The sequence below is a fragment of the Polaribacter haliotis genome, from assembly GCF_014784055.1.
Lineage (GTDB): Bacteria > Bacteroidota > Bacteroidia > Flavobacteriales > Flavobacteriaceae > Polaribacter > Polaribacter haliotis.
Genome location: NZ_CP061813.1, coordinates 44,678 through 58,353, shown reverse-complemented (window position 1 = coordinate 58,353; position 13,676 = coordinate 44,678). Strand labels below are relative to the sequence as shown.

At 30.3% G+C, this 13,676-nt stretch carries 4 protein-coding genes; 2 read left to right on the top strand and 2 right to left on the bottom strand.

Annotated features, from left to right (window positions below):
* Positions 1–184: 184 nt before the first annotated feature.
* Positions 185–6,082 carry a DUF8693 domain-containing protein gene (locus H9I45_RS00140; protein ID WP_088354049.1) on the bottom strand — a complete coding sequence of 1,966 codons (5,898 nt, stop codon included), beginning with the start codon at positions 6,080–6,082 and terminating at the stop codon, positions 185–187.
* Positions 6,083–6,271: 189 nt separating this feature from the next.
* Positions 6,272–12,127, bottom strand: coding sequence for a DUF8693 domain-containing protein (locus tag H9I45_RS00135; RefSeq protein WP_088354050.1), 5,856 nt, complete (start codon positions 12,125–12,127; stop codon positions 6,272–6,274).
* A gap of 205 nt (positions 12,128–12,332) precedes the next feature.
* Between H9I45_RS00135 and H9I45_RS00130 the strand changes: the two genes are divergently transcribed.
* Positions 12,333–12,995: a peptidoglycan-binding domain-containing protein gene (locus tag H9I45_RS00130; RefSeq protein ID WP_088354051.1), complete on the top strand. Its 663-nt coding sequence runs from the start codon at positions 12,333–12,335 to the stop codon at positions 12,993–12,995.
* A 3-nt stretch (positions 12,996–12,998) separates the two neighbouring features.
* The gene (locus H9I45_RS00125) at positions 12,999–13,619 is read left to right on the top strand and encodes a metallophosphatase domain-containing protein (protein ID WP_088354052.1); all 621 of its coding nucleotides are present in this window, start codon (positions 12,999–13,001) and stop codon (positions 13,617–13,619) included.
* The last annotated feature ends 57 nt before the right edge of the window (positions 13,620–13,676 follow it).

The window sequence follows — 13,676 nt, the reverse complement described above, 5'->3', positions numbered from 1 at the left end:
TTTGCTTTATTTTTTTTTAAAAGTATTTCTTAGATTGATAAAATTGAAATAGCAAAAAAATCTATTAATTGACGTAATGTAATTTTAAGATTCAATTTTAATAATATAGCTGCAACATTGTTCTTATAGTAACTTTAATATTAATAAAAAGCGGTTTTCCGATTTTGAAAACCACTCTTAGTTTTTATCTTAAAAATATTTTTTTAGATATAGTTTTGTTATTTTTTGTGGTAATTTTACCAATGTATATCCCAGAACTTAAATTAGATATTGCAATACTATTATTTCCATTTGCATTAAATGTAGTATTAAACAACTTCTTTCCATTGATATCGAAAAGTTCTAATTTAGAATTTTCGCCAAATAATCCTAATATTTTTATACTACTATTATTTTCTGTAAAAAAAAGAACCTTATCAATATTAAATATTTCTGTAGATAAAGCTTGTAAGGTGTTTACATGTATATAAAAACGGCTAGAAATTAAATTGTTATTATCTAAATTAACTGAATAAACGTCTGAAGATTTTTCTAAAACAGTAAGTACTCCTTTCTGTCTATCCTCTAAAATAACATTTAATTTAGTTGGAATATTAATAGCATCTATTTTAAAGTTTACAGTTGAGCCAGATTTTCCTTTTACAAAAAGAGGAATAACCATTTCTTGAAATTTACTATCTGGTAAAGATTGAATTTGTAATTTTTGCCCAGTACTATTTGTTACTAATTCCGAATATAATTTTAAATGATTATTAGGATCATTAAAAGTTGTAGAATCATAGCCATCATCCCAACCTGATGTTGTTCCATTTATAAAATAAATTTCGGTAGATGCTGTATTTGTTTCATCACTAATTTTTAAATTAATTTCGAACCTATCATTTGACATCTTATTAAAAACGTCTGATGTTTGATGACTTTGCATATCTTCTGTAAACTTAAATTGATGGCTTCCATTTGCTTTTACAAAAAATGCTTGTCCTGGTGCTATGTATCGTTTATCTGAAGCATGGTTATATGCTTGATAAGAACCTTTACCTGAATTTAATGATTGATTCCAGAACCAAAGCGTACTTTCTGTTAGATAATCATTATCAGCATCATTTATTTTTAAAATATTGTAAGTCGCTTCTGTTTTATTATTTACTGGAATATATGATGGATAAGGGTTACCTACTAAATTATAGCCATCGAAACTATTATTAATTGCAATTTTAGTTTCATCTGCAGTCTGCATATTTCCTTCAAAAGATACTTTACCAGGACCTGCTAGTCTTACAGCGTAACCTTGACCAGATGTTAAATTTCCAGATGAAGCTGTTGTAAAATAAGTCCAAGCTGTTGCACCAGAATTGTAAGTTCCAATACCTATATTAGAGCCTGTACCTTTTGCCAAAACTGTATTTTCCTTTAAAGTAGTAATACTAACATTTTTCATTGGTGGTGATACTAAATACCACTTATCTTTTTCATCTAAATCTCTACTATATTTTATAACACCAGAAACACTTGTTTTAGCAATAAAAGATGCACCAGAACCAATTTTAATTTCTCCTGAGTTCGTTACTGCTCCATTTACTGTTAAACTTGCATTATCTAATAGCGTTAATTTATTTAATATTATTACCCCATTTGCTTCTGCCTTAAAAGTGGTGTTTGCTGGTATAATTACGTTAGAGCCTGTAGTTGGCACTTCTCCTATAGACCAGTTTGTAGCAACATCCCAATCTGTACTTGTTGTTCCGTTCCAAATATTTCTTACAACATTAATTGTATAATCTTCGAACTCACCAATATCAATTTTACATGGACTTACATTGCTATGATAACCTCCAATTCTCATTTTTAAATTTGTATTAAAAATAATATCATCTTCTGGAATTGTTATAGAACTTGTAAATGTATTTAAACCTCTACCTGTTAAAACAATCTCGTTATTATCTTCGAAATCTCCATCATTATTATAATCGATATAAACAATATAGTTTAAATCTGCACTTGGTGAACCTGCGTGCGAATCTGTAAAAGAAACAGCATATGTACTTCCTTCAGTTACATTAAATACAGTACTCGAAAAATCTTCGTAACCAGTATAGCCAGATGAATTGATAGTTTGACCGTTAAACACAAATTTATCTATTCTCCTATACCACTGGTAACTATCTACACTTGGTGCACAATGTGTTGCATTACCATTTATACGTGCAATGTTACTTACATATGTTTTGCCATTTAAAACTCCAGATAATCTATATTGATATTCATTTGCAGGATCTATAGAAATATCTGTTTCTATATTATACGTTTTGTCTGTTGCATAAGAGGTAGCATCAAAAGTTATAGCATTAGAAAAATCTGAAACACCATATTCTATTTTTAACTCAACAAATAAATTATTATTAGGATACACTGTTCCCATTAATTTCCAAGAATTATTTTCTAAATTTAAAGCTGAAATAGTTTCTAAAGAAGGTGCTGTAAATGCTGCTAATTGAAAACTTTTTCTTTCGCTATATGATTTTCCTGAATCATCTATAATAAACGCTTTATAATAGTATTTTCTATTGTAGTCTAAATCTATTAAATCTGTTTCAAAAGAATCATCGTTAGTAAGACTTGCAGAAGATAAAATAGAATGAGAATTTTCTGTTGTTAACTCTGTATCTAAAGTAGAATATACAAAACCAGCTTTTACTATATTATTTGCACCCGTAAAGTTGTTTTCTAATTTTACACTATTATTAGTTAATAATGTGTGCGATATAGAATTAACAATTTTTGATTTAAAAATGATACCTAAATCTAATACATGTCTTGATCCTGTCTCTTGACAAGAAATAGGTGCATCAGAACTTTCTAAACCAACTACTCTCATGTTTAATTTCTGCCCAACTAATGCTGTTGAAGGCACTGTAAAATTTGCGGTAAAGTTTTCTACTCTACCACCAGAAGTTGCTATTTCTTCATTTGCATCATCAAAATCGCCATCATTATTATAATCTATCCAAACCTTTATATAATGATTAAAATTTCCATTAGAATCTACGTGGCTATCTTCTATGTAAATTGGTATATTTTCGCCTTTTTCTACAGTAAAAACCTTATCTAGTTTAGCATAATTATCTTGCTCTGAGTTTAAATACTCATCATCATCTACTTTTATCTTATATATATATCTGTACCAATTTAATGTAGCACTATTTGTTGGTGTACAACTTAAAGCAGTTGGTTCTGCAATAACTTGTATATAATTTTCTTCAATTTTTGTATGAGAACCATTAGCATTTGTTGCTAACAAAGTAACTTTGTAAAAACCTGCATTTAGTAATTTTGCTTCAGGAGCTTCTTCATCTGCAATATTTTTTACATTTGCCCCATTCTCAATTGTCCATTGCAAACTTGTAGCATTTGAAGCATGACTTATCAATTTTAAAGTATCACCAACTGAAAAAGTTTTTTTACTTAAACCATGAATTGTAAAATCTGCTACTGGTTTATTTGTGTTTTTATCTAAAACAGATTGTAAACTGGTAGACCAAACTCCTCTCCCATATTTAGAAACATACAACCTGTTATCGTTATTTGCATAATATGCAATTCGCATATCTGTAAGGTTTTGCAACGGTAAACCTTTATTAAATTCTTTCCATTCTGTTCTGGTTTCATCTATATAATAAACTGTTAAGCTTGTATAAACATAAATACCTTCCTCTGTTGTTTTATCTATTAAAACCCCTTTTGGTTTTGTTTCTGGCACATTTGATCTAACATTCCAGGTTTGACCTTTATCTTTAGAAATAAATACACCAACACTTGTTGCTGCAACTATAATGTTTTCATTATTTGGATGTGTTGCCAATCTATAAATATTTGCTTTTGGTGCAGTTGTTAGCTCAACCCAAGTTGGTGTAGCTGCAGACAAATTTTCTGTAATAAATAATTTTTGACCAACTTCATCACCTAAAAAAGCGATTTCTCCATTTGCTCTAGATTGCTCGAAAGTTCCTGGTTTTAAATCTGTTATTCCTGTAGAAGAAATGTTTACAGTTTCCCAATCATTATTCGTTGCAGTCCAATCTCTACCTCCAGTATTTGCTCTATTTTCTCCATAAAAACCATCTACCAACCAACCGTCTTTATTAATAGGAGATCTTACCAAACGTACGTCTGCAAGTTCTGTGGTTTGATTGGTGTTTGTAAAACCATATAATCTTTCTGAATTAAAATGATCTGCATCTATATTATCATACACAGAATGAATATCTGTACTTCCATCTAAACTTACATTTAATCTACCAGTAATAAATTTACTATCGTCTGTTGGTTTAATTCTTCCTCTATAAACATCTGCAGATGCCACATGAGAAGTTCTTCCATTTCTGGTAAACATTTGTCCTAAATCTTGTCCACCAGTCATAAAAACCCCTTTATCTAACTGGCTAACATCCATTTGAGAACCTTCTGCAACACAAATATCTCCGTTTTTAGAAACAATTTTGGAAGCCATATAATCGTCTTTACTTAAACCAGAAGCTGTAACTGTTGCTGCTGAAGGAAACATGTCTGTATCTTTAATTGCCCACAAACCACCATCATTACAGAAAAAGATAGAATCTTTAGCTTTATTTGTTGTAAAATATCTATTATCTGCCCAATGACTTCCACCATAACTTGGCTTATAACTCCAAATTTTACCACCATCTTCAGATCCCCAAATTTTTTCTCTACAAGTAAGCATATAGTCTGGGTTGTTTGGACTTACATAAAAATCACTTTGATAATATGCAGAAGAATATGGATTTATACCTCCATAATAATCTTCTGTTTCTGCTTTATAACCTGCTGCTAGAGAACTATCTTCAATTAATGGAACTGCTCCATTAGGATAAGTATATGTAGCATGTTTAACTTCTGTAAAACTAAAAAAAGAAGTGCCATCTGCTGGACTAGGTGTATAATCTGATTTCCATAAACCAACAAATGTAGTTGGTGTATTCGAATTTTTTATTCCATAAGCAAAAACTTGAGTTGCACCAGATGTTGGTTTATGAATTGCCAAGAAAAATCTATTAATTTTATCTATTGTAGTGGTTACAGTTTGTTCTGTAAAAGTTACACCTTCGTCTTTAGAAAAGAAGAAATCTTTATAACCTGTAGCGTCATTATTATTATCTGTAGTTGCTACAATTAAATCCCAATTATCTGTAAGTCTTATATCTAAATATCTTCCTGCTACTTTCTGTGTCCAAGAAGTTCCAGAGTTGGTTGTTAAATAAATACCCTCTGTTGTTGCTGCTAATACTTTCGTTTCGTCATCTGGAGCAGAATAAAGGCCATATATTGTACCAGCAATTCCAGTACTTCTATCTTCCCAAGTAGAACCAGAGTCTGATGAATACCAAACTTTTTTATCTTCACCTGCTCCCATATAAAAAATGGTTGGGTCTTTTTTAGAAATTGACAAACAAGAAACATTATCTGTTGCAAAATGATCTGTCATTGGTGTCCAATTCTTTCCATAATTGGTCGTTTTCCATAAACCACCATTTCTTGCTGAAACATACATTTCTGCAGGATTTGTTGGATGAAATTCTACATGTTCTAAAGAACCATTTCCAGTTGCAGACCATTTTACATCTGGATCTCCAAAAGGACCTATATTTTTCCATTTTCCTAAACTTGCACTATTTGGAACACCAAAACTAATTGAAGTTGCAGTTGACAAATTATTTGTTACTGTGGTTTGTTGATTTGGGTTTTTAGTTGCATTTCTATATGCTTCTAATCTTTTATATTTTGCTGATTCAGAATACAAGTAACCATCTAAATCTAGACTACTTTTTGTTCTTTTTTCAAATTTCTCGAAATGTTCTAAAGTCTCTTTATCTACAATATTATTAGATCTGTATGCTTTAAATGCTAATATAACGTCAGAAAATTTCACTTTTTCTTGGGTAAGCATATCTTGCCAAACTGGAAACTCGTAAGCATTTTTATTTAAAAAAATTAATTCTTTTTTTGATTGTTGGTTGCAAGAGAATAATAGAATTGATAATACAATTAGGAGTAATACTTTTTTCATTTATTATAATATTTTTCAACCCACAAAATTAAATCAATAATTAACAAATTGAATTATTTTTTAGTTGAAATGGGTTTGTTTATCGTCAGAAAACGGTTTTCTTTCGATTTCTGATAAACAAAACAATTAAAAAAATAAAGGCTTACAAATTTGTAAGCCTTTTTTCCAATAATTTCTCTTGAAGATTTATTATTTAACCAATATTTTTTTTGTTACAGATTTGTTGTTTTTGTTTGTAATTTTGGCAATGTAAACACCTGCACTTAAAGTTGGTACAAAAACTTTGTTTGTTCCATTTCCTTTAAATCTTTTTGAAAAAACTTCTTTTCCTTGCGCATCGAAAAGCTGAATTTTAGCATTATCTTCTAATACTCCTAAAATATTTATGTGCTTTGTATTTTCTGAATAATAGAGTTTTACACTTGTATCATTAAAGTCTTTTGTAGCTAATACTTGTGAAGTTTTTACATGAATAAAGAAACGATTTCGATGCTCTTTTCTAACCAAATCTATAACAACATTATCTTCAGTTTTTCTTAATTTTGTATAACTATTTAATACCCTATCTTCTAAAAATATATCAAAACCAGATGGCATATTTTTTGTTTCAATGGTAAAAGTAACTGTAGCATTTTCTTCAACATTTAAACCAATTGGAATGACCATTTCTTGGAATTTTGAAGTTGGTAAAGATTGGATTTTTAATTTCTGATTTTCATTATCTGAAACCAATTCTGAGTACACTTTTAAATTATTAGTACTGCCTTCGAAAATTGTACTATCAAAACCATTATCCCAGCCTTTAGTTGTACCATCAATATAAAAAATCTCTGTTGAAGATGCGCTTACTCCATCATTTACGTTTAGTTTTATTTCAAACCTATTTCCCTCAACTTTATAAAATGCATCCGTTTCTTGGTGATATTGTGTATTTTGTGCAAATATAAATTTTTGATTTCCTTTCGATTTTACAAAAAAGGCTTCTGTAGGTGCAATAAATCTACTTTTGCTTGCATGATTAATGGCTTCGTAATCTCCCTTTCCTGAATTTAAAGATTGGTTCCAAACCCAAATGGTTGCCTCTTCTAAAAAGTCGTTATCGAACGTGTTTTTCTTTAAAAGATTCGCGCTTGCATTCGCACTATTATTTACGGCCAAATAAGATGGATATGGGTTTCCTATTAAATTAAAGTTACTAACAGTTGTATTTATAGAATACCAAACGTTTCTGGTAATCATATTTCCTGAAAACGAAATTTGGTTAGGTCCTAAAAGCCTCACAGAATATCCTTTTCCTGAAGTTAAACTTCCGGTAGCATTTTCATTAAAATAATTCCAAGCAGAACCATCGTTTTTATAAGTTGCAATACCAATATTTGTACCTGAACCTTTTGCAAAATAATGCCCCTCAATTAAGGTTTTAATATCTACATTTTTTACTGGTGGCGAAACTAAATACCATTTGTCTTTCTCACTTAAATCTCTTGAATATTTAATAGTACCAGAAACTGGTTTTTTGGTTATAAATGAAGCTCCTGAAGAAATTTCTATAATTCCGTTATTTGTTGTAGCTCCATTTACTGTTAAACCCTTATTGTCTTTTAAATGTAAATTATTCACATGAATATCTCCATTTGCTACAGGATTATTGGTCGCTCTTTTATCTATGGATACATTTGTAGTAATCGTTGGCACAGCATTTAAAGACCAATTTTCTGGAGTATCCCAATCTGCACTTACTGTTCCTTCCCAAATATTTCTATCGATTTTAATGGTGTAATCTTCGAACTGACCAGTATTAATGTTACAAGGACTTGCAGAGTTCCCATAAGCAACAACACGCATTTTTAAATTTTTATTTACCAATACATTTTCTGTTGGAATGGTAATATCGGCCTCAAAAATACTTGCATTTGGCGTTCCAAAAGCAACTGTTTCGTTAATTCCATTAAAATCGCCATCGTTGTTGTAATCGATATATACAATGTAACTCATATCATACCCACTATTGTATGAATCTTCTACAGAAATTGGATAACTTATGCCTTCGCTTACATTAAAAATTATGTCGGAGAAATCTTCGTAAGAAGCATTCGAAGAAGAGCTTTTAGAAATGCCATTAAAGGTTACTTTGCTAATTTTCTTATACCACTTATTACTATCTACAGTTGGTGTACAATACCCTTCATTCTTCTTGAAAACTGTTGGGTTACTTACATAGGTTTGGTCTCCTTTTAATATTCTTACTCTAAATTTTTGCTGTTTTAATTCGTTGTTTTCAATTTCTGCAACTACCTCAAAATTTTGATCTATTGGATATGAAGTTGGATCTAATTCAATAGAATTGCTAAAATCTGAAGTTCCATAATCTATAAAAATCTTATCTAAATTATTTCCTTCTGGATAAATTACTCCTTTTAACTCCCATTTATTATCGAGGTTAATGGAAGCATATTGACTTTCTAAAGAAGGGATTTTATATTTTTCTAATTCAAAATTCCCTTTATCTCCATAGAAAACTCCATATTCGTTTATTATAAAAGGTATGTAATAATAAACTCCATTATAGTCTAAATTTTCAATTGTTTTTGAAAAGTTATCTTCATTTGAAAGTGCTGTATTAAATGTTGATGTATTTGAGTTTTCGACTGTTAAATTTCCATCGAATCTTGAATAAACAAAACCTGCTTCTTTCACATTTTTTCCATTTGTGAAATTCGTTTGAAGTTTTACACTGTTTTCCGACAATATAGTATGGGTTACATTGAAATTCGGTTTTGGTTGAATTATAATTTTAAAATCTATGGTTTGTCTTGTATATTCGTCTTGGCAAGCTGTTGGTGGATTGTTAGACTCTAAACTTGCAAACCTAAGTGTTATTTGCTTACTTAAAACAGCGTCTGTTGGAATTGTAAAATTACCAATAAGAGTAGCATCTTTACCATTACTTGATGCGATTTCTTCAGTAGCATCGAAATTACCATCATTATTAAAATCTATCCAAGCTTTTGAGTAAAAATTATAACTTGCATGTCGATTATTTGTGGCTAAAGTATTGCTACTTCCTTCCTGTAAAATAAATAATTTATCTGTTTTTACATAAAAATTTCTTTTATTTACATTGTAGGTATCTTCATTAATACTGATAGTTCCAAAGCCTTTGTACCAAGGTAAAGTTTGTGTATCGTCTAAACTACAATTTACAACTGGTTCTTCTAAAACATTAATAAACTGCTCTTTAACTTTTGTGCTGGAACCATTTTCGTTTGTAGCCACCAAAGTTACTTTGTAGAAACCTTTTTTACTTAATGTTAAAGATGGGTCCTTTTTATTCGGTAGATTGTATACATCCGTTCCATTTTCTACTGTCCATTTTAATGAATTTGCGTTTAAAGATTGGTCTAAAAACTTTACTTCTTCTCCAACCGAAATTACATTTAATTGATTTCCAAATAAAGAAAAATCTGCAATAGGTTTTTGTTCATTATTTAAAACAGATTGCAAGCTGGAAGCCCAAACTCCTCTACCATATTTAGAAACATACAATCTATGATCGCCATCTGGATAATAGGCAATTCGCATGTCGGATACGTTTTGCAAAGGCAACCCTTTGTTAAACTCTGTCCATTCTGTTAAATTTTCATCAATATAATAAACCGTTAAACTTGTAGAAACATAAATTCCTTCGCTTGTATTTTTATCCATTAAAACTGCTGAAGGATTTGTCGTTGGAAGCGTTGCTATTTTTCGCCAGTTTTCTCCTTTATCTTTGGATATAAAAGCGCCAATATTGGTTGCTAAAACAATTATGTTTTCGTTAAATTGATGGGTGGCTATTCTATATTTATTTGCTTTTGGTGCATTTGTAACTTCTGTCCAAGTAGGGTTTTTATCAGATAAATTAGCTGTAAAAAACAATCTGTTACCCACTTCGTCGCCAAAAAAAGCGATTTCTTTATTTGCTCTGGATTGCTCGAAAGTACCACTTCTTACACTTGTAACGCCCACTGAAGCAAAAGAAATGGTTTCCCAATTATTATTTGTGGCAGTCCAATTATGTCCACCAGAATTTGCGGAATTTTCTCCCTTAAAATTATTAACTAACCAACCATCTTTACCTTCTGGAGATCGAACCAACCTTACATCTCCTTGTCCAGAGGTTGTGTTACTTGTTGTAAAACCATACAACTTATCTGCATTAAAATGGTCTGGCTCAATATTATTATACACGCTAAACACATCTGTACCACCATCTAAATTAACTAATAAACTACCTGTTATAAATTTAGAATCGTCTGTTGGTTTTATTCTTCCTCTGTAAACATCTGCAGAAGCAACATGAGAATCTCTACCATTTCTTGTAAAAAATTGCCCTAAATCTTGTCCACCAGTCATAAAAACTCCTTTGTTTAATTGACTCACATCCATTTGACTTCCTTCAATAATACAAATATCTCCATTTTTTGGAACGATACTTCTGTTCATAAAATACCATCTGCTTAAACCAGATGCACTCACCTCTTCTTCTGTTGGAAAAAATTCTGATTCTTTTGCTGCCCAAACTCCACCATCATTACACCAAAAAATTGAATCTTTTGCGACATTTGTGGTAATAAACCTATTGTCTGCCCAATTACTTGAACCATAACTTGGTTTTTGCTCCCAGATAATTCCTCCATCACCAGAACTCCATATTTTTTCTCTTAAAGTTATAAATCTATCAGGATTGGTAGGACTTACATAAAAATCGCTTATCCAAGTTCCTCCAGAATACGGATTTACACTTCCATAATAATCACTTGTTTCTGCATTATACCCTTCAGTATTATCTGCCACAGTTAAAGGAACTGGTCCATTTGGATAATTGTAAGTTGGGTGTTTTACTTCTTTAAAATCGAAAAAAGAAGTTCCATCTGTTGGATTTGGAGTAAAATCCGATTTCCAGAAACCAATAAATCTTGTTGGATTATTGTCATTTTTAATTCCATAAGCAAAGACCTTTGTTGCACCTGTTTTAGGTTTGTGAAGCGCCACATACATCTTATCTACTTTTTCGTAGTTTGTTGTAATTGTACTTGCTGTAAAAGTGTCTCCTTTGTCTTTGGAGAAACTTAAAATTGGGTCTATATTGTCATTTGCATCAGAAACTATAATTAAATCCCAATTATCTGTAACATCTATATCTGTATAACTTCCTGCTACTTTTAATGTCCAATTTTGCCCTGAATCTATTGTTAAAAATAACCCTCCTGTTGTAGCTGCTAAAGCTCTATTCGAATTAGAAGGATCTGACTTTATTTCATAAATTGCGCCAGAAATACCTGTACTTCTATTCTCCCAAGAATTCCCTTCATCTGAAGAATACCAAATTTTTTGATCCCCTCCAGTTCCCAAATAAAGTATTGCAGGGTTTTCTTCACATACTTCTACACAAGTTGTACTGTTTGAGGCAAAATAATCTGTTTGAGGAATCCAGTTTTTACCATAATTTATGGTTTTCCATAAACCTCCATTTCTTGCGCAAACATACATTATTGCAGGGTTTGTTGGATGCATTTCTATATAATCTAAAGCTCCATTTCCTGTGGCAGACCATTTTACTTCTGGATTTCCAAAAGGCCCCATGTTTTTCCAGTTTCCTAAATTATTAACATTGGGTATTTGTTTTGTAACCGTATTTAATAACGATAAGCTATTAGCAACAGGCGCTTCTTCTTTTTTTACTCTTATTGCTTTTCTGTATTTTAATAGTTCTTTGTAATCGTATAATTGTGAGGTATAAAAACCATCTTCTCCTAGATGTTCTTTGACTCTTTTTTCTAATTTCTCGAAATGTTCGATGGTTTCTTTATCTAAAATATTATTTGATTTATAGGCTTTAAAGGCCGAAATAACATCGGAAAACTTTATTTTGTCTTCTAATAACATTTCTTCCCAAACTGGGACTTCGTAAGCATTTTTGTTTAAAAATATAAGTTCTTTTTGGGTTTGGTTTTTACACGAAAAAATAATTAGTGTTAGTAATAATAGTAATAGATTTTTCATTTGTTTTTTGGGGGATTAAAATTTAAATATCAAAAATTTATACGCAGATGAATTCTATAAATTCATCTATAAAATAAGGTAAGAAAAGGTAGAAATTTTAAAGAATGGAGTTTAGGGGATTAATAATTCGTTTTTTTAAATCTGTCTTTTTGTTAAAAGAATTAATTACATTTGTTTACTATTGATACTGATTTAACCAATTATTATGAAACAAATAATTATATTTCTTCTTCTTATAATCGCATTTTTTATCGGTTTTGGAAAATACCAACAATATAAAAGGTACAACACACCAAAATTAGAGTATAAAACTGATAAAAAGATAGACATGGAATGTCATAATCAAGATTTGGTTTTTGACTATTTTAATGCTATAGAAGATTTAAATAGTTGGGTAAAGTTGCAATGGACAGCAAATGATATTGATGTTGTTACGCCTGAAGATGATGATACTGAAACAAAATTTGCAGTAAAAAAATACGCTGATAAATTGGCAAAAGTGAAATATTATGAGGCTAAATTAGAAAAATCGGCTCTTTTAAAAGAAAAAGGTCTTTCTAATAAAGAAATTAAATATTTGGAAGAAACAGGCACCAATTTAAAAACTCATTTACAAGAACAAGAATTAGCTTCTTACAAAAGCAGAATGAAAACATTATTTAGTGACTCCAAAAAAATTGTTTCCAATCAAAAAACGGCATTAATTTTTGAAGTGCAAAAACTATTGGTTAAAAATGGTTTTAACATTGCTGTAGATGGAATTTACAGAGCAGAAACTTCTAATGCCATTAAATCTTTCGAAGAAATAAACAATCTTTTTGCGGATGGAAAATTAGATATTTTAACTTTAGATGCTTTAATGAGGTAAAAGATGAAAATCATCTTAATTTCAGACACACATGGCAACCATAATTTTAGAATCCCAAAAGGAGATGTTTTAATTCACGCTGGTGATGTTTCTTCAAGAGGAAGAAAAACAGAAATTGATGCATTTATAAAATGGTTCCAATCTCAACCACATAAACATAAGATTTTTATTGCTGGAAATCATGATTTTTATTTTGAAGAAGCTATAAAAAATAACATCGAAATAAATTTTCTAGATCTTATTTATTTAAATGATTCTGGTTGTGAAATTGATGGTATTAAGTTTTGGGGATCTCCTATTCAACCAACTTTTTTTGATTGGGCATTTAATAGGAAAAGAGGGGAAGAAATAAAAAAACATTGGGATTTAATTCCTAATGATACAGATGTATTAATTACTCATGGACCACCACATAAAATTTTAGATTTAACAAAAAAAGAAGAATATGTTGGTTGTAAAGAACTAAAAAATAAAGTTTTAGAAATTAAACCTAAACTACATGTTTTTGGACATATCCACGAAGCTTATGGAAAAACAGTAAGAAATAATACCGTTTTTGTAAATGCTTCTTTGTTAGATAATAAATACAGGAATGTGAATTCTCCTATTGAAATTGAATTATAAAAAACGCCCAAGAATTAAATCTTGAGCGTTGATACAATAATTTTAAAATCCCCCGAT

Bases quoted from the DNA above. Each gene is read 5' to 3' on its own strand.
- H9I45_RS00140 (WP_088354049.1), bottom strand. From the start codon at position 6,082: ATGAAAAAAGTATTACTCCTAATTGTATTATCAATTCTATTATTCTCT.
- H9I45_RS00135 (WP_088354050.1), bottom strand. From the start codon at position 12,127: ATGAAAAATCTATTACTATTATTACTAACACTAATTATTTTTTCGTGT.
- H9I45_RS00130 (WP_088354051.1), top strand. From the start codon at position 12,333: ATGAAACAAATAATTATATTTCTTCTTCTTATAATCGCATTTTTTATC.
- H9I45_RS00125 (WP_088354052.1), top strand. From the start codon at position 12,999: ATGAAAATCATCTTAATTTCAGACACACATGGCAACCATAATTTTAGA.